Below are 24,458 nucleotides of genomic sequence, written 5' to 3'. Positions count from 1 at the left end.
CTTGCCGGCGATTGGGCCGCACAGCGGCCCCGGCGATTGTCAGCCGTGCTCCAACCCTTCAAGCACAGCCTCAGCCAACGCCAACCCCTTCTCCAGCGAATTCTCCGTAGCCGTCAGCAAACTGCGCAACGGCTCCCCGGCCTTCTCCAATGCTGCGGCATTGGTCTCATACGCCGCCTTCAACGCCGCCACGGCGCACACCAGCGCATCCTCGCTATCGACCCCGGCCTGCACCGAGAGCATCGGCGCATGGGCGTGATTGCAGGTGCCAAAGTGGGAGCTGGCGGTGACCGGACGTGATTTGCGCGGGGTGAGGTTGACCAGCGATTCCTGGTTCATGGCTGCACCTCTCGATGAAAGGTGGCGATCTCGATAAATGCGAACGGTGGATCTGGAACGATCTTCTTGAGCATGGTGCATCTCCTTGCGGCTCTCCGTAATGACGCTCCGCACCCACACGCCAATATGGGTGGACGGAGCCGTGCGGGTTGGCGTGCCGGACAGAGAGAGCCGGTGAGCCCGAAGGCTCCCACACACGGCTCCGCCCATAACGGGTGCAGCCATGCAGGACACTGCTAAAAGTGCCCGCTCTCTGTATCCGGGACGCCAATCCCGAACCGCAGAAACTACTGCGGTGCGGCACGGTACTCAAGTACCGCTTATGTGTCAAAAGTGTTCATCGCCCCCGGCCCCAATCCTGTGCAGGCCTGTGCAGCAAGCACCATCCTGGCCCCACCCCGCGCCCCGATTCGTCGCACAACCGCTCTATCACGCACATTCCAACGCCCGGCACAGCCTTTGCAATCTCCGATATGGCCAACACCCACCATCACATCGGAGTGAGCACATGAAGCGACGCAGTCTGATCAAGGCCTTCACCCTCAGCGCATCAATTGCGGCGATGGGCCTGAGCTGGAGCATCCAGGCCGCCGAGACCATCAAGGTCGGCATCCTGCATTCGCTGTCCGGGACCATGGCCATTTCCGAGACCTCGCTCAAGGACATGGCGCTGATGACCATCGACGAGATCAACGCCAAGGGCGGGGTCAACGGCAAGCAGCTCGAGGCGGTGGTGGTGGACCCGGCGTCCAACTGGCCGCTGTTCGCCGAGAAGAGCCGCCAGCTGCTGACCCAGGACAAGGTGGCGGTGGTGTTCGGCTGCTGGACCTCGGTGTCGCGCAAGTCGGTGCTGCCGGTGTTCGAGGAGCTCAATGGCCTGCTGTTCTACCCGGTGCAGTACGAGGGTGAAGAGATGTCGCCGAACGTGTTCTACACCGGCGCGGCGCCCAACCAGCAGGCGATCCCGGCGGTGGAATACCTGATGAGCGAGGACGGCGGCGGCGCCAAGCGCTTCTTCCTGCTGGGCACCGACTACGTCTACCCGCGCACCACCAACAAGATCCTGCGCGCCTTCCTGCACAGCAAGGGCGTGGCCGACAAGGATATCGAGGAGGTGTACACGCCGTTCGGTCACAGCGATTACCAGACCATCGTCGCCAACATCAAGAAGTTCTCAGCCGGTGGCAAGACGGCGGTCATTTCCACCGTCAACGGCGACTCCAACGTGCCGTTCTACAAGGAGCTGGCCAACCAGGGACTGAAGGCCACCGATGTGCCGGTGGTGGCGTTCTCGGTGGGTGAAGAGGAGCTGCGTGGCATCGATACCAAGCCGCTGGTGGGGCACCTGGCGGCGTGGAACTACTTCGAGTCGGTGGATAACCCTGTGAACCAGAAGTTCGTCGCCGACTGGAAGGCCTACGCCAAGGCCAAGGGCCTGCCGGGGGCCGACAAGGCGGTGACCAACGACCCCATGGAGGCCACCTACGTGGGCATTCACATGTGGGCGCAGGCCGCCGAGAAAGCCAAGTCCACAGACGTCGACAAAGTGCGTGAAGCATTAGCCGGGCAGAGCTTCAAGGCACCGTCGGGCTTCACCCTGACCATGGACAAGAGCAACCACCACCTGCACAAGCCGGTAATGATCGGCGAGATCCAGGATGACGGGCAGTTCAGTGTGGTGTGGGAAACCGAGCAGCCGCTGCGGGCGCAGCCGTGGAGCCCGTTCATTCCGGGTAATGACAAGCGGCCGGATTATGCGGTGAAGGGTAACTGAGTGCACTGGGGCTGCTGCGCAGCCCAATCGCTGGCAAGCCAGCTCCCACAGGTACAGCACAGCTTTCGAATTCTGTATTGGACCTGTGGGAGCCGGCTTGCCGGCGATGAATCCACCGCCGATTTTTCAGGACTGCCCGCATGTTCAGATTCCTGCTCACCCTCCTCCTGTTGCTGCCCCTGGCAACCCAAGCCAGCGAAGGCGAATTCTTCCTCAGCGCCAAGCCCGCCGAACAGGCGCGCCTGCTCGAAACCTGGGCCGCGCAACCCGACGCCGCCCGCCTGCAGTTGCTGGAAAACCTGCGCCAGGGTCGCATCGCCGAAAACGACACGCGCAAACTACGCCTGAACAACCGCCTGCGCGGCCTGATCGATAACGCCCTGGCCAGCCATCAGTTACTCAGCGACCAAACCAACGTGCGCCTGGCCGCCGCCCAGCAACTGCAAAAATCCGCGCAACCGGCGCAGATGGCCTTCCTCGACCGCCGCTTCGCCAACGAACCGGACGCCGCCGTACACGCCGCCCTCGGCCTGGCCCTGGCCAACCTGCAACTGGGCGCCAGCGACCCGGCAGTGCGCCTGGCCGCCGTGCGCCTGCTCGGCGAAACCGGCGACCCGCTCGCCCGCACTCGCCTCGAAGCCCTGCTACAACCCGACGCAGAAACCGACGCCGCCGTGCGTACCGCCGCCGAAACCAGCCTGGCCCAGGTACAGCGCAAGCTGCTGGTCGGCGAACTGCTCGGCCAGGCCTTCAGCGGCCTGTCGCTGGGCTCGATCCTGCTGCTGGCGGCGCTGGGCCTGGCGATCACCTTCGGCCTGCTCGGGGTGATCAACATGGCTCACGGCGAGATGCTGATGCTCGGCGCCTACAGCACCTACATGGTCCAGGTGCTGCTGCAGCGTTACGCCCCGGGCGCCATCGAGCTCTACCCGCTGATCGCCCTGCCGGTGGCCTTCGCCGTCAGCGCCGGGGTCGGCATGGCCCTGGAGCGCACGGTGATCCGCCACCTGTATGGCCGCCCGCTGGAGACCCTGCTGGCCACCTGGGGCATCAGCCTGATCCTGATCCAGGCCGTGCGCCTGCTCTTCGGCGCGCAGAACGTCGAGGTAAGCAACCCGGCCTGGCTGTCCGGCGGCATCCAGGTGCTGCCCAACCTGGTGCTGCCGTACAACCGCCTGGTGATCATCGGCTTCGCCCTCGCCGTGGTGCTGCTCACCTGGCTGCTGCTCAACCGCACGCGGCTGGGCCTGAACGTGCGCGCGGTCACCCAGAACCGCAACATGGCGGCCTGCTGCGGGGTGTCCACCGGGCGCGTCGACATGCTCGCCTTCGGCCTCGGCTCGGGCATCGCCGGGCTTGGTGGCGTGGCCCTGAGCCAGGTCGGCAACGTCGGCCCGGACCTGGGCCAGAGCTACATCATCGACTCGTTCCTGGTGGTGGTGCTCGGCGGCGTCGGGCAGCTGGCCGGCAGCCTGTGGGCAGCCTTCGGGCTGGGCATCGCCAACAAACTGCTGGAGCCGCAGATCGGTGCGGTGCTGGGCAAGATCCTTATCCTTGCGCTGATCATTCTGTTCATCCAGAAGCGCCCGCAAGGCCTGTTCGCCCTCAAGGGACGGGTAATCGACTGATGAACCAGCCATTGATTGTCACTGCCACGCGCAAGGCCGGCACCCGGGTGTCGCTGGCCGTCGGCGCCCTTGTCGTCCTGGTGCTGCTGGCCCTGCCGCTGCTGTCGCTGCTGCCCGACGGGCACACGCTTCAGATCTCGGCCTATACCCTGACCCTGGTCGGCAAAATTCTTTGCTACGCCATCGTCGCCCTGGCCCTGGACCTGGTGTGGGGCTACGCCGGGCTGCTGTCGCTGGGCCACGGCCTGTTCTTCGCGCTCGGCGGCTACGCCATGGGCATGTACCTGATGCGCCAGGCGGCCGGTGACGGCCTGCCCGGGTTCATGACCTTCCTGTCGTGGAGCGAACTGCCCTGGTACTGGGCCGGCACCCAGCACTTCGCCTGGGCGCTGTGCCTGGTGGTGCTGGCGCCGGGGCTGCTGGCGCTGGTGTTCGGTTTCTTCGCCTTCCGCTCGCGGATCAAGGGCGTGTACTTCTCGATCATGACCCAGGCCCTGACCTTTGCCGGGATGCTGCTGTTCTTCCGCAACGAAACGGGCTTTGGCGGCAACAACGGCTTCACCAATTTCCGCACCATCCTCGGTTTCGACATCACCGCCCAGGGCACCCGGGCCGTGCTGTTCCTGCTCACGGTGAGCCTGCTGCTGGGCAGCCTGTTCCTGTGCTGGCGCCTGACCCAGAGCAAGTTCGGGCGCCTGCTCACCGCCGTGCGCGACGCCGAGAACCGCCTGATGTTCTGCGGCTACGACCCGCGCGGCTTCAAGCTGCTGGTGTGGGTGCTCAGCGCCGTGCTGTGCGGCCTGGCCGGGGCGCTGTACGTGCCACAGGTGGGCATCATCAACCCCAGTGAGATGTCGCCGACCAACTCCATCGAGGCCGCCGTGTGGGTGGCTTTGGGCGGGCGCGGCACGCTGATCGGGCCACTGCTCGGCGCCGGCCTGGTCAATGGCATGAAGAGCTGGTTCACCGTGGCGTTCCCCGAGTTCTGGCTGTTCTTCCTCGGCGCGCTGTTCATCCTCGTCACCCTGTACCTGCCCAAAGGCGTGGTCGGCCTTGTGAAGAAAAGGAGCCAGCCATGAGAAGCGTGCCCCCGGTGCATCCGGAATTCATGCTCGAACCGATCTTCGACCAGGTCGGCAGCGGTCGCGAGGCCATCGGCCTGGGCCGGCGTCGCGAGGCCGGGCTCGACACCCGCCACGGCACGGTGTTGAGCCTGGAAGGCATCAGTGTCAGCTTCGATGGCTTCAAGGCGCTCAACGACTTGAACCTGTACATCGGCGTCGGCGAGCTGCGCTGCATCATTGGCCCCAACGGCGCCGGCAAGACCACGATGATGGACGTGATCACCGGCAAGACCCGCCCCGATTCGGGTACCGCGTTTTTCGGAGACACCCTCGACCTGACCCGCATGAGCGAATGCCAGATCGCCCAGGCCGGCATCGGCCGCAAGTTCCAGAAGCCCACGGTGTTCGAGGCGTTGACGGTGTTCGAAAACCTGGAGCTGGCGCTCAAGGCCGACAAGTCGGTGTGGGCCAGTCTGTTGGCGCGGTTGAGCGGCGAGCAGCGCCAGCGCATCGATGAGGTGCTGACCACCCTGCGACTGCTGCCCCTGGCCCAGCGCCAGGCGGGGTTGTTGTCCCACGGGCAGAAGCAGTTCCTGGAGATCGGCATGCTGCTGGTGCAGGAGCCGAAGCTGCTACTTCTCGACGAGCCGGTGGCGGGGATGACCGATGCCGAGACCGAGTTCACCGCCGAGCTGTTCCGCTCGCTGGCGGGCAGGCATTCGCTGATGGTGGTGGAGCATGACATGGGCTTCGTCGGCAGCATTGCCGACCATGTGACGGTGCTGCATCAGGGCAGTGTGCTGGCCGAGGGGTCGCTGGCGCAGGTGCAGGAGGATGAGCGGGTGGTCGAGGTTTATCTGGGCCGCTGATCTTCGTTATCTGCACCGGCCTCATCGCCGGCAAGCCGGCTCTCACAAGGGCGGCAGTTGCACAAATCCTGTGGGAGCCGGCTTGCCGGCGATGAGGCCCGAACACACAAAGCCGATTCGACAAGGACAACACATGCTCAAGATCGACACCCTGCACCAGTACTACGGCGGCAGCCACATCCTGCGCGGCCTGTCCTTCGAGGCCAAGGTCGGCGAGGTCACCTGCCTGCTGGGCCGCAACGGCGTGGGCAAGACCACCCTGCTGCGCTGCCTGGTGGGCCTGCTGCCGGCCCGCGAGGGCCGCGTGGAATGGGAAGGCAAAGCGATCACCACACTCAAGCCACAACAACGAGTGCAAGCCGGCATCGCCTACGTACCCCAGGGCCGCGAGATCTTCCCGCGCCTGACCGTGGAGGAAAACCTGCTGATGGGCCTGTCGCGCTTCCCCGCCCGCGAGGCACGGGATGTGCCGGCATTCATCTACGAACTGTTCCCGGTGCTGGAGCAGATGAAACAACGCCGAGGGGGCGACCTCTCGGGCGGCCAGCAGCAACAGTTGGCCATCGGCCGCGCCTTGGCCAGCCGTCCGCGCCTGCTGATCCTCGACGAACCCACCGAAGGCATCCAGCCGTCGGTGATCAAGGAGATCGGCGCGGTGATCCGCAAGCTCGCCGACCGTGGCGACATGGCCATCCTGCTGGTGGAGCAGTTCTACGACTTCGCCGAAGAGCTGGCCGACCAGTACCTGGTCATGGCACGCGGCGAAATCGTCCAGCGCGGCCGCGGCGAAAACATGCAGGCCGAAGGTGTGCGCGGCCTGGTTACCATTTAATCTGCAACCACTTCCCTTGCGAGACGCTGTCATGAGTTACCAGATCCGCGACGCCCTGACCGACGACGTGCCGGGCATCCTCGACATCTACAACGACGCCGTGGCCAACACCACGGCGATCTGGAACGAAACCCCGGTGGACCTGGCCAATCGCCTGGCCTGGTTCGAGGCCCGCGCGCAGCAGGGCTCTCCAATCCTGGTGGCGGTGGATGACAGCGGCGTGCTCGGTTACGCCTCGTTCGGCGACTGGCGGCCATTCGAGGGCTTTCGCCATACGGTCGAGCATTCGGTGTACATCCGTGGTGACCAGCGCGGCAAAGGTCTGGGGCCGGTGCTGATGGCAGCACTGGTCGAGCGGGCCAGAAGCTGTGGCAAGCATGTGATGGTCGCCGCCATCGAAAGCGGCAATGCCGCGTCGGTGCGCCTGCATGAGCGGCTAGGGTTCGTGGTGACCGGGCAGATGCCGCAGGTGGGCGTGAAGTTCGGCCGGTGGCTGGACCTGACCTTCATGCAATTGATGCTCGATCCAGGGGCACAGCCGTGAAACCCGAGGGGCCGCCGTGCGGCCCCACAACGTTCACATCTGGGTAAACCGGCCCAACCGTTGGCGCAGCATGTGGTTCTCGCTGCGCAACTGCTGCACTTCCTCCAGCAACTCCAGCGCCAGGGCCACCCCTTCCCACTCAAGCTCCAGCTGATCATGCAGCTTCACCGCGCGCTTGAGGGTGACCGGTGCGCGGTCGTCGAACACCCATTCCTCCGGCGTTCGCCCCGAAGGTTCAACAATGCCGTGCTCGACGATCTCGATCACGCAATCGGCCGTGAGGTCGGCTTCCTGGCAAAGGGTACGCATGTCCAGTTGAACGATCAGGGTGCTGCTCATGATCACTTACTCCATTGAGTCCTCGGATTGAACGCGGCTTTCTCGGAGAGCTGGGTCCACAGTGCGCGAGTTGCGTCATCGGATTGGGCGGGCATCACTACCTTGAGCTGGGCGTACAGGTCGCCGCGCTCGCCCTGCTTGTTCAGCAGGCCCATGCCCTTGACCCGCAGGCGCTGGCCGCTCTGGCTGTCGGGGCGGATGGTCAGGTTGATCTTGCCGGTCAGGGTCGGCACGGCCACCTTGGCGCCGAGCGCCGCCTCCCATGGTGCCAGCGGCACGGTGATGATCAGGTCATGACCTTCGACATCGAACAGCGGGTGCGGTGCCATGCGGATGGTCAGGAACAGGTCGCCATTGGCGCCACCGCCCACGCCCGGCGCGCCCTGGCCCTTGAGGCGGATGCGCTCGCCGTCGGTCACCCCGGCAGGGATCTTCACGTTCAGGGTCTTGGTGGTGAACCCGGTGCGCTGGCCAGCAGCGTTGGTCTGCGGCACCTGGAAGCTGATCTGCTTGGATTCCTTGTTCAGGGTTTCCTCGAGGAACACCGCCAGTTCCAGTTCCACGTCCTGCCCTCGCCTGCCGGCACTGCGTTGTTGCCGGCCACCGCCGCCACCGAAGGGGTTGCCACCCCGGGCGCCGAAGATCGAGCTGAAGAAATCGGAAAAATCGCCGCCCTCGAAGCCACCGCCGCCGCCATTGCCGCCACGGGACTGCCAGCCAGGCGGTGCCTGGAACGGCCGGCCATGCTGGCCGCCGTACTTGCGGATCTCGTCGTACTCGGCGCGCTTGTCCTTGTCGCCAAGCACTTCGTAGGCCTCGTTGGCCTCCTTGAACTTGTCCTCGGCGTCACGCTCCTTGCTGACGTCGGGGTGATACTTGCGCGCGAGCTTGCGGTACGCGGCCTTGATCGCCTTCTCGTCCGCGCTCGCCTCGACGCCGAGTATCTTGTAATAGTCTTTGAAGTCCATCTATGGATCACCGATGTGAATGTACGTATTGCTACTGAAGATTGGGGTCAAGCATAGCCTTTCAAGGTTCATCCGGGGTTGCGCTATCGCAGACGACCGGTCTTGATTTAGCCGCAGAACGGCATAAACTGCGCGGCCGTTTTGCCTCCGGAAGCTTTCTCCATGTCTGACGTATCCCCGGCCCGTGCCCTCGGCATCGACTTCGGCACCTCCAACTCCACGGTCGGCTGGCACCGCCCTGGCGCCGAATCGCTGATCGCCCTGGAAGACGGCAAGATCACCCTGCCGTCGGTGGTCTTCTTCAATATCGAGGAACGTCGCCCGGTATATGGCCGCCTGGCCCTGCACGAGTACCTGGAGGGCTACGAAGGCCGCCTGATGCGCTCGCTCAAGAGCCTGCTGGGCTCCAAGCTGATCAAGCACGACACCAGCGTGCTGGGCAGCGCCCTGCCGTTCAAGGACCTGCTGGGCATGTTCATCGGCGAACTGAAAAAGCGCGCCGAAGCCGATGCCGGCCGTGAATTCGACCAGGTGGTGCTGGGCCGCCCGGTATTCTTCGTCGACGAGGACCCGGCCGCCGACCAGGAAGCCGAGGATACCCTGGCGGAAGTTGCGCGCAAGATCGGTTTCAAGGACGTGTCGTTCCAGTACGAACCGATCGCCGCGGCCTTCGACTACGAGTCGGGCATCAGCCGTGAAGAGCTGGTACTGATTGTCGATATCGGCGGTGGTACCTCGGACTTTACCCTGATCCGCCTGTCGCCCGAGCGCCACCTGGTGGCCGAGCGCCAGGACGACATCCTCGCCACCGGCGGCGTGCACATCGGCGGTACCGACTTCGACAAGCAGCTGAGCCTGCAGGGCGTGATGCCACTGTTCGGCTACGGCAGCCGGATGAAGAGCGGCGCGCTGATGCCCACCAGCTATCACCTCAACCTGGCCACCTGGCACACCATCAACGCCCTGTATGCGCAGAAGTCGCAGCTGGCCCTGGGCAGCATGCGCTACGACATCGAGGACACCCTCGGCATCGACCGCCTGTTCAAGCTGATCGAGCAGCGCGCCGGGCACTGGCTGGCGATGGAGGTGGAGGCGAGCAAGATCGAGCTCACCGAGCGCGACAGCCGGAGCATCGACTTTGGCCGGATCGAACCGCAGCTGTCGGCCGAGCTGACCCGGGCACTGTTCGAAGATGCAATTGACGGTCTGCTCGAGCGCGTGCGCGGTAGTGTGAGCGAACTGCTGGCCAAGGCCGGCGTGAGCGAGAGCCAGGTGGACACGGTGTTCTTCACCGGCGGCTCCAGCGGCATTCCGGCGCTGCGCAACAGCGTGGCGGCAATGCTGCCCAATGCGCGGCATGTGGAAGGCAATATCTTCGGCAGCATTGGTAGCGGCCTGGCGATCGAGGCGCGCAAGCGCTACGGCGTGCTCTGATCGATTTGGGGCCGCTTTGCGGCCCTTTCGCCGGCAAGCCGGCTCCCACAAAAGCTGGGTACGCACCTCTCTGTGGGAGCTGGCTTGCCAGCGAAAGGGCCGCAAAGCGGCCCCGGTGATCCTCAGACCAGCTCAGCCCGCTTCAACTCACTCTTCAGGTAGGCGTAGTAGATCGGCCCCGCCACCACCCCCGGCAGGCCAAACGCCGCCTCGAACACCAGCATCGCCAGCAACAGCTCCCAGGCCTTGGCACTGATCTGCCCGCCGACGATCCGCGCGTTGAGGAAATACTCGACCTTGTGGATCACGATCAAGTACCCCAGCGCCGCCATCGCCACCCAGATCGACAGCGACAAACCGACGATGGTGATCAGGGTGTTGGACATCAGGTTGCCGATCACCGGCAGCAGCCCGAGCAGGAAGGTCAGCACGATCAGGGTCTTGGTCAGCGGCAGGTGCACGCCGAACAGCGGCAACACCACGGCGAGGAAGATGCCGGTAAAGAAGGTGTTGAGCAACGAGATCTTGATCTGCGCGAAGACGATGTTGCGAAACGCCTGCACCAGCAGGCTCAGGCGCTCGAACAAGGCTGCGGCCAGGGGCTTGCGCCGGGAAATGTCGGGGATGCGCTGCAGGGCGACGATGGCGCCGAGGATCATGCCGATCAACAGGGTCACGAACATGTGCGCCATGCCCTTGCCGACCAGTTGCAGGTCGCTCAGGTGGCTCTTGATCCATTCGCCGATGGCCACCTTGAACTCGGCGGCGCTGGCCGGCAGGTAGGCTTCGATGAACGGCGGCAACTGGCCACGGGCACGCTCGACCAGGCCCATGAACTTGTCCAGCGAGGCGCCGGGGTTCTCGGCCTCATGCAGCAGGAAACTGAAGGCGCCGGCAATCAGCAGGGTGAGCGTGCTCACCACCAAGGTTCCGAGCAGCGCCACCGCCAGCCAGCGCGCGCGCTGCCCGGCGATCAGCGGCTGCAACCTGGGGGTGAGCATGTTGACCAGCTCGAACACCAGCAAGCCGGCGAGCAGGCTCGGCAGCAGCTTCAGGGGCAGCGCCAGCAACAGGCCGGCCATGACGATGATCCAGCTGGCCAGGGTGACCTGGCGGGGGGTGAAGGTCATACAGCCTCGACGGCAGACAGCGGAAAGTCCCGCAGTCTGCCAGCCTTCACGGCAGAGGCATAGGCGCAGGTCATTTCTTCTTCAGGCAGTCGCTCATGAAGGTCTTGCGCTCGTCGCCCTTGAGCGCCTTGGTGGTGGCGTCGGCGTTGCAGGTTTTCATCTTCTCCTGCTGGGTGGCGGCAGGCTTGGCCTTGAGGCAGGTACTCATGAACGCCTTGCGTTCGTCGCCCTTGAGCGCCTTGGCGGTGGCGTCGGCGTTGCAGGTCTTCATCTTTTCCTGTTGCGCGGTGGCGGCAAATCCTTGCCCCGCGATCAACATGCCCAACACCAGCAGGGGTACGTGCAGCAGCTTCATGGAGTGGTCTCCTTGCCTGCGCGCCGGATGCGCGCTCGTCGCTGCTGAGTGTAGACAAGAATTTTTACATCTCTGTCCGCGCCCGCCGTCGGTACTGTTCCGGGGTGCACCGGGCCTGGCGCTGGAACATGGCGATGAAGGCCGAGGCGCTGCTGTAGCCGAGGTCGAAGGCGATGGCCTGGATCGCGGTGCCCGCCTCGAGCGCCTCGATGGCGCGTAGAAAGCGCAGGCGCAGGCGCCATTCGCCGAAGCTCATTCCCAGTTCACGCAGGAACTGCCGCGCCAGGGTGCGCTCGCTGACATGCACCTGCGCGGCCCAGTGAGCCAGCGGGCGGTTGTCGCCGGGTTCGCCATGCAATCCTTCAAGCACCTGGCGCAGGCTGTCGCTGCGGGCGAAGGGCAGGTAGCAGGTCTGGGTCTGCGCCAGGTGCAACTGGTCGAGCAGCACCTGCGTCAGACGCTGGTCACGCTCGTCCCGAGCGACGCGCAGGTCGCGGCGGGCGAAGTCGCCGAGGATCGCCTTGAGGATGTCGCTGATCACCAGGCTGCAGGGTTGCGCCGGCAGCCCGGCGCACAGGCTGCGGTCAAGGTAGACCGAGCGGTAGACGATGGCCTGGGGGTTGTAGCAGCCATGCTCGGTATCCGGCGGCACCCATACGGCGTAGTGCGGCGGCGAGATGAAGCGCTGGCCTTCGACGTCCAGGTGCATCAAGCCATGGGACGCGTAGTTGAGCTGGCCCCAGGAGTGACGGTGCGGGGCGCTGTGGGTGTCGGCACCGAATTCGTCGTAGCGAAAGTACACCGGGGCCGGGAGCTGGTCGAAGCGTGGAATGTCGAGGTACTTGCGGGCCATGCTGTCTGCTTCGCGGGGTAGGTTGTCTGGATGGAAGTATAGGCATGCAGGCAGACAAGCGATAATACCCGCCGTCATACCCTCCCTGCAGGAGCGAGCCCGCTCCCGCAGGGGACACCCGTTACCTGAGAGCACCAATGAACTACCTCTTCCCCCTCATCGCCATCCTCATCTGGGCCGGCAACACCGTGGTCACCAAGATGTCCGCGGGGGCCATCTTCCCGGCCGAGATCGGTTTCTACCGCTGGCTGCTGGCCGGCCTGCTGTTCACCCCTTTCCTGCTGCCCCAGGTCTGGCGCAACCGCGCGGCGATCCGCCCGCACCTGGGCAAGGTGTTCGTGCTGGGCGTGCTGGGCATGGCCATCTACCAGAGCCTGGCGTACTTCGCCGCCAGCATCACCAGCGCCACCAACATGGGCATCATCCTCTCGCTGATGCCGCTGATGTCACTGGCCCTGTCCATCGCCTGGCTGGGCCAGCGCCTGAGCTACGGCGCGCTGCTGGGCGCAATCGTGTCGTTCTTCGGCGTGCTCGAAGTCGTCTCGGCCGGGCAGCCTGGCACGCTGCTGCACCAGGGCCTGAACAGTGGCGACCTGATGATGCTGGTGGCCACCCTCGCCTATGCGCTGTACAGCTTCCTGCTGAAGAAATGGCAGCTGCGCCTGCCGCCGCTGCAGTTGCTCTACCTGCAGGTGCTGGTGGCGATCCTGGTGCTGCTGCCGCTGTTCGTGCTGTCACCTAAAACCGGGCTGAACGGCCACAACCTCGGCCTGGTGCTGTATGCCGGCCTGCTCGCCTCGATGGTCGCGCCGCGGGTATGGATGCAGGCCGTGCATCGCCTTGGCCCGAGCCGCACCACGCTGTTCTTCAACCTGCTGCCGGTGGTCACGGCGGTGATCGCCGCTGTGGTGCTGGACGAGCAACTGGCCAGTTATCACCTGGTCGGCGGCTTGCTGACACTGGTCGGCGTGCTGCTGGCCGAGCGCTGGACAACGCCAGTACGGCGCACGGTCACAACCCCGCGGCCTTGAGCCGCGCGGCATGTTCGGTGAACAGCCGCACCGGCTCGGCGCCCTTGCCCACGGCGCCGAGGGACTGGTTGACGATGTCCAGGTGGTCGAGCGGATAGTCGTCGCCGATCACCTGGCCCAGGTGCGAGCTGAAACGCCCGACCATGCCGTCGCAGTGGCCCTTCTCGCGCACGAAGCTACGGGCGAACAGACGGCAGAAGCGATTGCTGCCGTCGAAGCGGTTCAACCCCTGGTCGGTGCGGCCCGGCTGCAAGGTGCCTGACCAGGAGTAATAACGCACGCCGTTCACCTCGGCCGGCCCCTCGCCCCCCCAGACCTCGGGCAGCCCCTGTGGATAAGCCTGGTTGAACAGCGCCACACCGGCGCTGGTCAGCGACTGGTGCGAGGCATGCACGTCGATCGGCAGCCGCTCCCGGCGCCAGCCGGTCTCCAGCCAGCCCAGCAGTACGGCGAAACCATGCAGCACGGCCTTGAGGATGCGCCCCTTGGCGGAGTCGCCCGGCGCCGTGCGTTCAAGGTGGTCGGCCAGCTCCGAGCCATGGTTGGGGCCGGCCACCGAGGTCACCGAGGCCACCCGGCCTGGCCGCTTCGCCGCCGCATAGCGGGCACTGAGCGCGCCCTGGCTGTGGCCGATCAGGTTGACCTTCTCGGCCCCCGTTCGCCGGCAGATGTCCTCGATGATGATCAACAGCTGTTCGCCGCGCACCTCGCTGGAATGCAGCGGCGACACCTGCACCGGATACACCTGCGCGCCGCCCCGGCGCAATGCCGGGACAATGCCGAACCAGTAGGGATACAGCAGCGCCCGCACGAAGCCGAGCATGCCCGGCACCAGTACCAGTGGATAACGCGTGGCCAGTTCCTGACTCATCACCCTGCCCTCTTCCATGGACGACCGGCCCACACTACCGCGCGCGCGCGCCCAGTGTCATTCGCAATCGAACTCCCGGCGCGCCGCGCGGTTCCAAGCAGAACAGACCCTGAGCAAGGAGCGGGACCATGTACAAGCGAACCCTGGCCATCCTTCTGGCAAGCGCCACCCTCGCCGCCTGCGGCAGCCGCCCGGAAAACCCGGTGGACTACGTCACCTACCGCGACGAGCCGCTGGTCAAGCAGGTGGAGCACGGCATGACCATGCAGAAGGTCATCGCCATCGGCGGCAGTCCGTCGAATGTCAGCGACCTGCCCCACGGCGGCACCTGCAACGACTACATCCTCAACCGCGATGGCCAGCAACAGCCCTATTACGTGCGCTTCGACGCCACCGGCCATGTCGACGCCAAGGGCTTCAAGACCTGCAAGCAACGCCAGGAAGACAGCGACGCCGTCCACGGCGCATGACACCCCATGACTACCCTGATCCTTTCGGAGATGAACATGAGCGTTGAACTGACCGATGTGAAAACCCTGCGCGAACGTGCCCGCCAGCATGTCGAGCAAGGCGCGGTGACCGAGGGTTACCACGCCGATCGCGAGAAGATCCTGCGCCTGCTCAACGAGTCGCTGGCCACCGAGCTGGTCTGCGTGCTGCGCTACAAACGTCACTACTTCATGGCCAGCGGTATCAAGGCCAGCGTCGCCGCCGCGGAGTTCCTCGAGCACGCCACCCAGGAAGCCGAACATGCCGACAAGCTGGCCGAGCGCATCGTGCAACTGGGCGGCGAGCCGGACTTCAACCCCGACAACCTGACCAAGAACTCCCATGCCCAGTACGTGGCGGGCAGTTCATTGAAGGAGATGGTGCTGGAGGACCTGGTGGCCGAACGGATCGCCATCGACAGCTACCGCGAGATCATCCAGTACATCGGCGACAAGGACCCGACCACGCGGCGCATCTTCGAGGACATCCTGGCCCAGGAAGAAGAGCACGCCGACGATATGTCGGATCTGTTGCAGGGCTTGTAATGTTGGGGGCGCTGCGCGCCCCAATCGCCGGCAAGCCGGCTCCCACAGGCGATCGGTGATAACTGTGGGAGCCGGCTTGCCGGCGATCGGGCCGCAAAGCGGCCCTACTTCTTGGCCTTCACCGCCGCCGGCGCCTTGCCGGCGCGCATCTGCTGCAACAACGGCGTGCACTGGTTGGGCACATCCCCGCTGCTCGGCGCGATCAGCGCCAGTAGCCCCGCCGCCGGCCCCGCCACGACACCCAACGCCACCATCCCCGCGCCGCGCAATGCCAACGGCACTGCCTGCACACCGGCACTCGGTTTGGCGAACGGCCCGCGTACGTACAACGGCGACCGCAGCGAGAACAGCCGTAGTCCTTTCGATTCCGGGGTGATCTTCAGGTCCAGTTGTTCGCTGGCGAAATTGGCCGTGCCGTCGATGTGGATGATCGCATTCTCGGTATCGAAGACGAACAGGCGGGTGGTCGCCAGGCCCTCCTTGATGCCGACATCGGCTGCGGCACAGTTGATCTTCACTTCCTCATCACCAAACAGCTTGCCGATCACGTAGTTGCCCACGTTGAGCCCGGCGATCTCCATCAGGCTGCGGCTGATGGCGCCATCGTTGATCAGCAGGCGCAGGTCGCCGTTGGAAGTACCGAGCAGCGCCGCCACCGAGTTGCCCCGGCCACTGATATCGGCGTCGCCGTTGAGCTCGCCGAAGCTGGTCTGCATGGGCGCGAAGCTGGGGAACAACTGCTTGAGCTTGAAGCCCCTGGCGGTGAGCTGGGCGCGCCCCTGCATCGGCGTGCTGCGCCCGTCCAGGCGGATGTTGGAATCGAGGTTGCCCCCGGCCACGCCGAAGCGCAGCGGTTCCAGGCGCAGCAGGCCGTCCTCGAGAATCACATGGGCAGACAGGTCATTGAACGGCAGTTTCTCGCTGTGCACGATGCGCTTGCCGGCGAAGGTCACGTCGGCATCCATCGCCCGCCAGCGCTCGGTGCGGAACTCCTCTACCGGCAACACCTTGTTGGCCGGCTGCTTGCTGGCGCCGCCCCGGGCCTTCTGCTCGGCGTTCGAATCGGCGCCGATCAGCGGTGCCAGGTCCTTGAACAGCAGTTGGTTGGAAACCAGGTTGCCGGACAGTTTCGGCCGGGGCTGGCTGGCGACGAAGGCCAGGTCGCCATGGATATCACTGTCACCGATCTTGCCGTTGAAGCCTTCATAGCGGAAATGCGCGCCCTCGGCGGCATGCAGGTTGGCGTTCAGGTGGCCGTCGGTGGCATAGGGTGGCGTGTCGGGCAGGGTCACGCCAGTCAGCGGGTAGAGGTTGCCCAGGCTGCTGCCGGAGAGCTTCAGGCGCAGGTCGAGGGCGCCCAGGTTGCGGGGGTCGGTCAGGGTGCCGGCAAGGGCGACGTGGGTATCGCCGATGCGCACGTCGGCCTGCAGCGGGAATGGCTGGCTGGCATCCTGCAGCGCCAGCAGGCCGCCGATCTTGCCGGTGCCGGCCACCGCCTGGCCCTTGTAGCGCCCCTGGGCCTTGAAGCCGAAGGCATAGTCCTGGGCATTGCCGGCTTTCTCGGCGCGGGCCTTGCCGACGATGTCGCTGAACGGGATCGGCTTGCCCAGCGGGTCGACCTGAACCTTCATGCTGGTTTTCAGGGTCTGGTCGTCGAAGCTGACATTGCCCTGGTCGAAGCCGATCGCGCCGATGTCCAGCACCCACTTCGACGGCTCCTCGTGCTCATCCTTGGGCCCGAAGTCGAACACCCAGTTGGCCCGCCCATCGGCCAGGCGGGTGAGGCTGGCACTGGGCTTGACCAGGTCGATGCGCGGGATGCTGATGCGCTGGACGATCAGCGGCAACGGCGCCAAGCGAAAATCCACCCGCTCCAGGCCCACCATGCGCGGCTCCTTGAGCCATTCGGGGTTGCCCAGGGTGAGGTCTTCGGCGGTGAAGTGCGGCCAGGGCACGAAGGCACGCCAGCCGCCCTCCTCGGGTTCGGTGCGCCAGTGCACCGCGAGGTTGCCGTTGATCGCGAAAGGCCGGTGCAGGGCTTCGGAGACTTTCTCGTTGAGCAACGGCTTGACGCGGTTCCAGTCGAAGGTGGCGATCACCACCACCAGGATTGCCAACAGGGTGGCCAGGGTGGCGAAGGTCCAGACGATGATTCTGGCAGGGCGCGTCATTGCGTGATTCTCCTGACTGCATGGAAGGCGGCGCGACGATGGCACTCATTATGTCGGACTGATGAAAACCCGCCGGGTTTAATCCGCGCAGCATGATAACCAAGATTTTCCTGACGATTTTCTCAGCTTTTGGTCTACGGAGCGTGGCAGTGTTACCGGGGAGTCGACGTGCCTCAATGCTCGGCGCATCGCCGAAAACATTGAGCCAGAGCGCTCCACGCACAGTATCAATGCCGTCGATTGTTACCATTATCCTGATGAACTTTTCTCTGGAGTTACCGGGCGTAGCATTGGCTCCGTACCCACTTTCCAGCCCCCCAGAGGAGCACCGAATCATGAAACGCCATCTGCTGCTGAGCCTGACCCTGTCCGTACTTGCTGCCAACGCCTTCGCCCTGCCTGCCGAAGACCAGCACCTGAGCGCCGAGTCGCGCTCCAGCGCCATCACCGTCAGCCAACCACTGAACACCCTGGCAGAAGGTGGCGCCGAGCGCCTGCAGGAACGTGCAGGCCGTGTGGCCGAAGGCGGTGCCGAACGCCTGCTTGAACGTAACAACCGTGTTGCCGAAGGTGGCTCTGATCGCCTGATCGAACGCAATGACCGTGTCGCCGAGGGTGGTTCAGATCGCCTGATCGAACGCAATGACCGTGTCGCCGAGGGTGGTTCAGATCGCCTGATCGAACGCAACGACCGTGTCGCCGAGGGTGGTTCGGATCGCCTGATCGAACGCAATGACCGTGTCGCCGAAGGTGGCTCCGATCGCCTGATCGAACGCAACGACCGCGTCGCCGAAGGGGGTTCCGATCGCCTCAACGAACGCAACAACCGTGTAGCCGAGGGTGGCTCGGATCGCCTGGTCGAACTCAGCCGTGTGAGCTGATCGCCATGGCCGAAAACAACAACCCTCCGTGCGGTAGCTGCTCCCCTCCAAGCCCGGTCCATTGACCGGGCTTCGTTTTTCTATCCAGAATGCCCAGCCGTACCGTCATAGAAGCCTGCCCCATGCTGCCGCGCGCCGAACAGAAGCTACAAACCCGCCAGGCCCTGCTGGATGCCGCCTGCCTGCTCATGGAGAGCGGCCGGGGTTTCGGCAGCATCAGCCTGCGCGAGGTGGCCAAGGCCGCCGGCATCGTGCCCACCGGCTTCTACCGCCACTTCCCCGACATGGACGCCCTGGGCCTGGCCCTGGTCGCCGAGGTGGACACCACCTTCCGCCAGACCATCCGCCTGGTACGCCATAACGAATTCGAACTGGGTGGTATCACCGATGCCTCGGTGCGCATCTTCCTCGACGTGGTCGTCGCCCACCGCGCGCAATTCCTGTTCCTCGCCCGCGAGCAGTACGGCGGCTCGCAACCAGTGCGCCAGGCCATCGCCCGCCTGCGCCAGGACATCAGCAGCGACCTGGCCACCGACCTTGCGCGCATGCCGCGCTGGCGGCACCTGGACGGCGCCGCCCTGGCGGTGATGGCCGACCTGGTGGTCAAGACCGTGTTCGCCACCCTGCCCGAGCTGATCGACAGCCCCGAACCGGGCCATGCGCAGGCGCTGACGGCACAGGAAAAGATCACCCAGCAGCTGCGCTTCATTTTTGTTGGCGCTCGGCACTGGCAGGGGCTGGGCAATCCAGGCTGAGATTTTCGCCCAAGCCGGATCGTGGCAGCGGCGGTGCCCCACGAACCCCTTGTCACTTCTGCTACCATGGCGCCCTGCCCGACCGTCCACGAGCGCCACCATGTCCGACCCCCGTCCCGCACTGACCCGTTTCCAACAGCACTTCGCCGAGCGCATTGTGCCGCTGTGGCAAGGCCCGGGGTGGAACGCCGACATGGCGCTGCCGTACGAAGCCCTGGACACCCAGCACCGGCCACTGCCGGTGCAACGCTACCGGGCCATGGCCTGCGCCCGCCAGCTGTACCTGTTCAGCAGCCGCATCGAACAACCTGGCGCGGCCGAACGCGCCGCGGCATTGTTCCGTTCGTTGCAGAAGCACTTCCATGACGCCGAACATGGCGGCTGGTTCTACAGCATCGACGCCCAGGGCAAGCCGCTGGACCGGCGCAAGGACCTCTACACCCACGCCTTCATCGTCTTCGCCTGCGCCCATTACCTGGGCAAGGTCGGCGAGGGGCTGGTGGAAGCCACGCTCAATGGCGCCCTTGAGGTGATCCACGAGCAGTTCGCCCGCGACGATGGCCTGTACGAGGCCAGCCTGGGTGAGGATTGGTCAGACCTGGGCAGCGGCCCGCTGCAGAACCCGCAGATGCACCTGGCCGAGGCCTTCCTGCAGGTACTGGCCGTACGTGAGGACGACGACGTTCGCGACTCGCTGCTGCAGCTGTGCGAAGCGCTGCAGGCGCAGTTCGTCGAACCGGCCCATGGCCTGATGCTGGAGAAGCCGCGCGGGGCTGTGGATAACTGGTTCGAGCCGGGCCACCAGTTCGAATGGTTCTACCTGCTCGACACTTCCGAGTTGCTGCGCGGTACTGCGCTGCATGCCTCCATCGAGCGGGCCTTCGACTTCGCCGAACAGTGCGGAGTGAAGGATGCTGCGGTGCTGGCGACGCTGGATGTGGACGGCAAGGTGATCGACGCGACACAGCGTATCTGGGCCCAGGCGGAGTACCTGCGGGCACTGGCCCTGCGGCCGGGAAGCGAGGCGCGGCTGCTGGAGCAACTCACGGCGCTGGAATCACGCTTCCTGCATGAAGGCGGCTGGCATGAGTGCCGCGATGGCGAGGGGGCGGTGAGCCGCCATGACATGCCGTCGACCACGCCCTATCATTTGGCGACTAGCCTCGAAGGTCTGCAGCGCCTGATCTGACGCTATCGCGGGGCGGTGCGCCGATGCGACTTGCCCCGCGATCGTCAGCGAATCAACCTTTAGCTGACCGGTCGATCGAGAACCCTGCCCAGTCCTGGCTCACCGGCATCAGCTCAAGGCTGTTGATGTTGATATGCGCCGGCTGGTTGAGGATCCAGAAGATGGTCTCGGCGATGTCCTGCGGCTGGATCGGCTCGGCGCCAGCGTAGGTGGCGTCGTACTTGGCCTGGTCGCCGCCGAAACGCACCAGCGAGAACTCGCTTTCGCACAGCCCCGGCTCGATGTTGCTGACCCGCACGCCAGTGCCGCGCAGGTCGCAGCGCAGGCTGAGCGAGAACTGGCCGACGAAGGCCTTGGTGCCGCCATACACATTCGCGCCCGGGTACGGGTAGTTGCCCGCCACCGAACCGACATTGAGGATCGACGCGCCGCGCCCGTGGGCGATCAGGCGCGGCAGCAACAGGCGGGTGGTGTACATCAGGCCCTTGATGTTGGTGTCGACCATGGTTTCCCAGTCGTCCAGGCTGCAGTTCTGCGCCGCATCCACACCCAGTGCCAGGCCGGCATTGTTGACCAGACCCTGGAGCTTGTCGAAGCTCGGCGGCAGACTGGCGATGGCGGCCTCCATGGCCTGGCGATCACGCACATCGACCACCAGCCCATGCACCTCGGTCTTGGCCGAGAGTTCTTGGCACAGCGCATCCAGGCGCTCCTTGCGGCGACCGGTGAGCACCAGCTTCCAGCCGGCATCGGCGAAACGGCGGGCGGTGGCTTCACCGAAACCGGAGGTCGCGCCAGTGATGAATACGGTGGATGTCATGCTCTTCTCCTTGGGTGTGCTCGGCAGGCCTTGCAGCATGCCCGGCGCAAGCGTTGTCGACAACCGTTTCAGCCACTGGTCAAAAAACGTACAGACGCTGAAGAGCCCCGTGATTGCGGGCTTTCGTCAGGCTATGCGCATCTTATCCACAAGGCTTTCCCCACAGATTGGGGGCAACTTGTCGGTTCCAGGGAACCTTTGCCTGCTGTGGACATCTGCCCGTGATGGCGCAACGCTTTCAACCTGCCGTCTGCGGCGGTCTGTCCAAAGTTTTTTCACAGACTTATCCACAGAACTCAGATAGCTGTGGATGAACCGCGCTGCTGCTGAAAACCCTCGATAAATCATGCACAAGCAAGACCTGATCAAAAAACGAACAAATCCTTGGAGGCATTGGTACACAAGGGCTTGAGCAAGGTGCCACCATGTTTTCCACAGGCGGCTCCACATAATCCGTGGAAAGTTTTCCAGCTGTGGAAACAATGGCTTGCGTGGGAGTTGTGGAGTGCTGCCGGAAAGATATGCGACAAGTTGTCCACATCTCGACTGACTTGGGTTGGGGCTGCATGGCAGCCCCCTTCGCCGGCAAGCCGGCTCCCACTTCGATTGCATGGCGCTCAAGCCAAGCGCCCCCCCTGTGGGAGCCGGCTTGCCGGCGAAAGGGCCGCGCTGCGGCCCCAGTGCTGGATCAGTGCCCGCCCAGGTAGGCGTTACGCACCTCCTCGTTGACCAACAGCTCCTGCCCCGTCCCGGTCATGCGGATCTGCCCGTTGACCATCACATAGGCCCTGTCCGACAGCTTCAACGCATGGTTGGCATTCTGCTCGACCAGGAAGATGGTCATCCCGGTCTGCGCCAGCTCGCGCAGGGTCGAGAAGATCTGCTTGACCACGATCGGCGCCAGGCCCAGCGACGGCTCATCGAGCAGCAACAGCTTGGGCCGGCTCATCAGCGCCCGGGCAATCGCCAGCATCTGCTGCTCGCCGCCTGACATTGTCATGGCCCGCTGGTTGCGCCGTTCCTTGAGCCGCGGAAACAGCTCGTACATGCGCTGCATGTCTTGGTCGGCATGCTTGTCGCCGATCGGGATGGTGCCCATCATCAGGTTCTCCTCGACGGTCATGTCGGGGAACACACGACGCCCTTCCGGGGACTGGGCGATGCCATTGGACGCAATGTAGTGCGACGACTTGCGGGTGATGTCGGTGCCGCGATAGACGATCTGCCCGGATGCCGCGCGCGGCTGGCCGAAGATCGACATCAGCAGCGTGGACTTGCCCGCGCCGTTGGCGCCGATCAGGCTGACCGTCTCGCCTTCGTTGATGTGCATCGAGACCTTCTTCAGGGCCTGGATCGGCCCATAGAACACATCCAGGTCCTTCAGCTCGAGAATGGGCGCGCTCATGTCAGTTCCTCTTCGTCGGCACCCAGGTAGGCGGCAATCACCGTCGGGTTGTGGCGGATATCCTGCGGTGATCCTTCGGCTATCACGTTGCCGTGGTCGAGCACGACGATGTGGTCGGAGATGCTCATGACCATGCCCATGTCGTGCTCGATCAGCACCACGGTGATGTCATGCTCGTCGCGCAGCACACGGATCATGCGGCTCAGCGCTTCGGTTTCCTGGGGGTTGAGGCCGGCAGCCGGTTCGTCCAGGCAGATGATCTTCGGCCGCGTGCACATGGCCCGGGCAATCTCCAGGCGGCGCTGCTGGCCGTAGGACAGCTCGCCGGCCAGGCGGTTGGCGCAGTCCACCAGGTCGACCACCTCCAGCCAGTAGAACGCATGGTCGAGGGCATCGCTCTCGGCCTTGCGGTAGCCCGGGGTGTTGAGCACCCCGGCCAGCAGGTTGCGGTTGACCCACATGTGCTGGGCCACCAGCAGGTTCTCCACCACCGACATTTCCTTGAACAGGCGAATGTTCTGGAAGGTGCGCGCCAGCCCGGCGCGGTTGACCAGGTGGGTGCCGCCGAACATCTTGTAGTACAGGCGGTTGGCAAAGCGTGCCGGCGAAACGAAGTCCGCCGCCCGGAAGCGCTCGCCGAGCAGCTGGATGACGTTGGTGTGGCTGCCGCGCACGTTCAGCTCGATCCGCCCGCCGGTGGCCTTGTAGAAGCCCGTGAGGCAGTTGAACACCGTGGTCTTGCCGGCGCCGTTGGGGCCGATCAGGGCGAAGATCTGGTTGCGTTTGACCTGCAGGCTGACATCGCTGAGCGCCTTGATCCCACCGAACTGCATCATCAGGTTGTCTACAGACAGAATGACTTCGTCGCTCATGGCGCCACTCCTTTACGCGGGACCACGCCGGTACGGCTGATGCGGATCAGCCCCCGCGGTCGCCAGATCATCATCAGCACCATCAGCACGCCGAACAGCAGCACCCGGTACTCGGAGAAGCTGCGCAGCAGCTCGGGCGCCACGGTCAGCACGAACGCCGCGATCACCACGCCCACGGTCGAGCCCATGCCGCCGAGCACGACGATGGCCAGGATCAGCGCGGACTCGAAGAAGGTGAACGACGATGGGTTGACGAAGCCCTGGTAGGTGGCGAAGAACACCCCGGCAAGGCCTGCGGTGGACGCGCCGAGGGTGAACGCGGAAAGCTTGACCAGTACGTGGTTCAGGCCCATCGAGCGGCAGGCGATCTCGTCCTCGCGCAAGGCTTCCCAGGCGCGGCCCACCGGCATGCGGGTCAGCCGGTGCTTGATGTACAGCACCGCCAGCACCACCAGGAACAGCACCGCGTAGATGAACACGAACTTGAGGTTGGCGTTGTATTCAAAGCCGAAGAACTCGTGGATCGGCACCCCGCCGTCCTTGGCCCGACGGCCGAACTCCAGGCCCAGGAAGGTCGGCGACGGCGCCGGCATGCCGTTGGGGCCGCCGGTGAACGACAGCCAGTTGTTCAGCACCAGGCGGATGATCTCACCGAAGCCGAGGGTGACGATGGCCAGGTAGTCGCCATGCATGCGCAACACCGGGAAGCCGAGGATGCACCCCGCCAGCGCCGCGGCAATGGCCGCCAGTGGCAGCACGCTCCAGAAGCCCAGGCCCAGGTATTGATAACCCAGCGCCAGGCCGTAGGCACCGATGGCGTAGAACGCCACATAGCCCAGGTCGAGCAGGCCGGCCAGACCGACCACGATGTTCAGGCCCAGCCCCAGCAGCACGTAGATCAGGCCGAGGATGACCACGGTCAGCAGGTACTTGTTGGCAAAGATCGGGAACACGATGGCGATGACGATCAGCGCCGGGATGATGTAGCGCAGGCGCGACTTGTAGTTCGGCGCCAGCACATGCACGCCCGAGCCACCGCTGTCGAAGCCCTGGAGCATGCGTTGGCCGGTCGGCGTCTGCAGGAACAGGCTGAGGATGAAACGCCCGATCATCACGCCGCCGACCAGCCAGGCGACGCGGGCGGGTTCGGCGTTGAACGTGTAGCCATCGAGCACCACGCCGACGACGGGGCCGAAGACGATAAGGGCCAGCAGGCCGGCGACGATGGTCTCCAGCAGGCTGCGTTTAAGATCGAAACCCTTGGTTTGCGAAGCAGAGGCAGTATTGGCAACGGACATGT

At 64.8% G+C, this 24,458-nt stretch carries 25 protein-coding genes; 13 read left to right on the top strand and 12 right to left on the bottom strand.

The window, feature by feature from the left end; translation table 11 throughout:
• Positions 1 to 39: 39 nt before the first annotated feature.
• On the bottom strand, positions 40 to 339 hold the full coding sequence (locus tag CCOS191_RS03195) for a hypothetical protein (protein ID WP_046854034.1): 300 nt from the start codon (positions 337 to 339) through the stop codon (positions 40 to 42).
• A 508-nt stretch (positions 340 to 847) separates the two neighbouring features.
• Between CCOS191_RS03195 and urtA the strand changes: the two genes are divergently transcribed.
• The 6 genes from urtA (at position 848) to CCOS191_RS03165 (ending at position 7,050) form a co-directional block, all read left to right on the top strand.
• Positions 848 to 2,113 carry an urea ABC transporter substrate-binding protein gene (urtA, locus tag CCOS191_RS03190; RefSeq protein WP_046854033.1) on the top strand — a complete coding sequence of 422 codons (1,266 nt, stop codon included), beginning with the start codon at positions 848 to 850 and terminating at the stop codon, positions 2,111 to 2,113.
• A 140-nt stretch (positions 2,114 to 2,253) separates the two neighbouring features.
• Complete coding sequence (gene urtB / locus CCOS191_RS03185) at positions 2,254 to 3,741, top strand: urea ABC transporter permease subunit UrtB (RefSeq protein WP_046854032.1); 1,488 nt, start codon at positions 2,254 to 2,256, stop codon at positions 3,739 to 3,741.
• On the top strand, positions 3,741 to 4,820 hold the full coding sequence (urtC, locus tag CCOS191_RS03180) for an urea ABC transporter permease subunit UrtC (RefSeq protein ID WP_046854031.1): 1,080 nt from the start codon (positions 3,741 to 3,743) through the stop codon (positions 4,818 to 4,820). The genes urtB and urtC overlap by 1 nt, the downstream gene beginning before the upstream one ends.
• On the top strand, positions 4,817 to 5,674 hold the full coding sequence (gene urtD / locus CCOS191_RS03175; RefSeq protein ID WP_046854030.1) for an urea ABC transporter ATP-binding protein UrtD: 858 nt from the start codon (positions 4,817 to 4,819) through the stop codon (positions 5,672 to 5,674). Before urtC ends, urtD begins: the two co-directional genes overlap by 4 nt.
• 133 nt (positions 5,675 to 5,807) lie before the next feature.
• On the top strand, positions 5,808 to 6,506 hold the full coding sequence (gene urtE, locus CCOS191_RS03170; protein WP_046854029.1) for an urea ABC transporter ATP-binding subunit UrtE: 699 nt from the start codon (positions 5,808 to 5,810) through the stop codon (positions 6,504 to 6,506).
• 31 nt (positions 6,507 to 6,537) lie between these two features.
• On the top strand, positions 6,538 to 7,050 hold the full coding sequence (locus CCOS191_RS03165) for a GNAT family N-acetyltransferase (RefSeq protein WP_046854028.1): 513 nt from the start codon (positions 6,538 to 6,540) through the stop codon (positions 7,048 to 7,050).
• Between the two features lie 33 nt (positions 7,051 to 7,083).
• On the opposite strand, the gene CCOS191_RS03160 is transcribed toward CCOS191_RS03165, so the two are convergent.
• Both CCOS191_RS03160 and cbpA read right to left on the bottom strand, forming a co-directional pair.
• Positions 7,084 to 7,389: a chaperone modulator CbpM gene (locus CCOS191_RS03160; protein ID WP_023630087.1), complete on the bottom strand. Its 306-nt coding sequence runs from the start codon at positions 7,387 to 7,389 to the stop codon at positions 7,084 to 7,086.
• Between the two features lie 2 nt (positions 7,390 to 7,391).
• A complete protein-coding gene (gene cbpA / locus CCOS191_RS03155; RefSeq protein ID WP_046854027.1) occupies positions 7,392 to 8,357 on the bottom strand; it encodes a curved DNA-binding protein in 966 nt (321 codons plus the stop codon).
• A gap of 162 nt (positions 8,358 to 8,519) precedes the next feature.
• Between cbpA and CCOS191_RS03150 the strand changes: the two genes are divergently transcribed.
• Complete coding sequence (locus tag CCOS191_RS03150; RefSeq protein ID WP_046854026.1) at positions 8,520 to 9,791, top strand: Hsp70 family protein; 1,272 nt, start codon at positions 8,520 to 8,522, stop codon at positions 9,789 to 9,791.
• Between the two features lie 122 nt (positions 9,792 to 9,913).
• On the opposite strand, the gene CCOS191_RS03145 is transcribed toward CCOS191_RS03150, so the two are convergent.
• From CCOS191_RS03145 to CCOS191_RS03135, 3 genes are all read right to left on the bottom strand, one after another.
• Positions 9,914 to 10,921 (bottom strand): AI-2E family transporter, encoded by a 1,008-nt coding sequence (locus CCOS191_RS03145; protein WP_046854025.1) that lies wholly within the window; start codon positions 10,919 to 10,921, stop codon positions 9,914 to 9,916.
• Positions 10,922 to 10,991: 70 nt separating this feature from the next.
• Positions 10,992 to 11,276 carry a PsiF family protein gene (locus CCOS191_RS03140; RefSeq protein WP_046854024.1) on the bottom strand — a complete coding sequence of 95 codons (285 nt, stop codon included), beginning with the start codon at positions 11,274 to 11,276 and terminating at the stop codon, positions 10,992 to 10,994.
• Positions 11,277 to 11,340: 64 nt separating this feature from the next.
• Positions 11,341 to 12,129 (bottom strand): AraC family transcriptional regulator, encoded by a 789-nt coding sequence (locus CCOS191_RS03135; protein WP_046854023.1) that lies wholly within the window; start codon positions 12,127 to 12,129, stop codon positions 11,341 to 11,343.
• 137 nt (positions 12,130 to 12,266) lie between these two features.
• On the opposite strand from CCOS191_RS03135, the gene CCOS191_RS03130 reads away from it, so the two are divergent.
• The gene (locus CCOS191_RS03130; RefSeq protein WP_046854022.1) at positions 12,267 to 13,160 is read left to right on the top strand and encodes a DMT family transporter; all 894 of its coding nucleotides are present in this window, start codon (positions 12,267 to 12,269) and stop codon (positions 13,158 to 13,160) included.
• On the opposite strand, the gene CCOS191_RS03125 is transcribed toward CCOS191_RS03130, so the two are convergent.
• Positions 13,141 to 14,031: a lipase family alpha/beta hydrolase gene (locus tag CCOS191_RS03125; RefSeq protein ID WP_046854021.1), complete on the bottom strand. Its 891-nt coding sequence runs from the start codon at positions 14,029 to 14,031 to the stop codon at positions 13,141 to 13,143. The genes CCOS191_RS03130 and CCOS191_RS03125 overlap by 20 nt on opposite strands.
• A gap of 128 nt (positions 14,032 to 14,159) precedes the next feature.
• Here CCOS191_RS03125 and osmE point away from each other — a divergent pair, with 128 nt between their 5' ends.
• Together osmE and CCOS191_RS03115 are read left to right on the top strand one after the other, a co-directional pair.
• The gene (osmE, locus tag CCOS191_RS03120) at positions 14,160 to 14,501 is read left to right on the top strand and encodes an osmotically-inducible lipoprotein OsmE (protein WP_046854020.1); all 342 of its coding nucleotides are present in this window, start codon (positions 14,160 to 14,162) and stop codon (positions 14,499 to 14,501) included.
• A gap of 6 nt (positions 14,502 to 14,507) precedes the next feature.
• Entirely contained in the window at positions 14,508 to 15,065 is a 558-nt protein-coding gene (locus CCOS191_RS03115; RefSeq protein ID WP_023631202.1) for a ferritin-like domain-containing protein, read from the top strand.
• 104 nt (positions 15,066 to 15,169) lie between these two features.
• On the opposite strand, the gene CCOS191_RS03110 is transcribed toward CCOS191_RS03115, so the two are convergent.
• Positions 15,170 to 17,236 carry an AsmA family protein gene (locus tag CCOS191_RS03110; protein ID WP_046854019.1) on the bottom strand — a complete coding sequence of 689 codons (2,067 nt, stop codon included), beginning with the start codon at positions 17,234 to 17,236 and terminating at the stop codon, positions 15,170 to 15,172.
• A gap of 335 nt (positions 17,237 to 17,571) precedes the next feature.
• Between CCOS191_RS03110 and CCOS191_RS03105 the strand changes: the two genes are divergently transcribed.
• The 3 genes from CCOS191_RS03105 to CCOS191_RS03095 all read left to right on the top strand — a co-directional run bounded on the left by CCOS191_RS03105 (position 17,572) and on the right by CCOS191_RS03095 (position 20,061).
• The gene (locus tag CCOS191_RS03105; protein WP_046854018.1) at positions 17,572 to 18,117 is read left to right on the top strand and encodes a hypothetical protein; all 546 of its coding nucleotides are present in this window, start codon (positions 17,572 to 17,574) and stop codon (positions 18,115 to 18,117) included.
• A gap of 122 nt (positions 18,118 to 18,239) precedes the next feature.
• Positions 18,240 to 18,872: a TetR family transcriptional regulator gene (locus tag CCOS191_RS03100; protein ID WP_046854017.1), complete on the top strand. Its 633-nt coding sequence runs from the start codon at positions 18,240 to 18,242 to the stop codon at positions 18,870 to 18,872.
• 100 nt (positions 18,873 to 18,972) lie between these two features.
• Positions 18,973 to 20,061: an AGE family epimerase/isomerase gene (locus tag CCOS191_RS03095; RefSeq protein ID WP_046854016.1), complete on the top strand. Its 1,089-nt coding sequence runs from the start codon at positions 18,973 to 18,975 to the stop codon at positions 20,059 to 20,061.
• Positions 20,062 to 20,113: 52 nt separating this feature from the next.
• Here the strand turns inward: CCOS191_RS03095 and CCOS191_RS03090 are convergent, their stop codons facing one another.
• The 4 genes from CCOS191_RS03090 to livM form a co-directional block, all read right to left on the bottom strand.
• A complete protein-coding gene (locus CCOS191_RS03090; protein ID WP_023629361.1) occupies positions 20,114 to 20,881 on the bottom strand; it encodes an SDR family oxidoreductase in 768 nt (255 codons plus the stop codon).
• Between the two features lie 688 nt (positions 20,882 to 21,569).
• Positions 21,570 to 22,286, bottom strand: coding sequence for an ABC transporter ATP-binding protein (locus tag CCOS191_RS03085; RefSeq protein WP_023629375.1), 717 nt, complete (start codon positions 22,284 to 22,286; stop codon positions 21,570 to 21,572).
• Entirely contained in the window at positions 22,283 to 23,158 is an 876-nt protein-coding gene (locus CCOS191_RS03080; protein ID WP_031314650.1) for an ABC transporter ATP-binding protein, read from the bottom strand. The genes CCOS191_RS03085 and CCOS191_RS03080 overlap by 4 nt, the downstream gene beginning before the upstream one ends.
• A complete protein-coding gene (gene livM / locus CCOS191_RS03075) occupies positions 23,155 to 24,456 on the bottom strand; it encodes a high-affinity branched-chain amino acid ABC transporter permease LivM (protein WP_046854015.1) in 1,302 nt (433 codons plus the stop codon). The genes CCOS191_RS03080 and livM overlap by 4 nt, the downstream gene beginning before the upstream one ends.
• Between the last annotated feature and the right edge of the window lie 2 nt (positions 24,457 to 24,458).

This window comes from Pseudomonas sp. CCOS 191 (genome assembly GCF_001007005.1).
Classification (GTDB): domain Bacteria; phylum Pseudomonadota; class Gammaproteobacteria; order Pseudomonadales; family Pseudomonadaceae; genus Aquipseudomonas; species Aquipseudomonas soli.
Note: the sequence above shows the minus strand (reverse complement) of the source record. Positions and strands in the feature narration are given on the sequence as shown.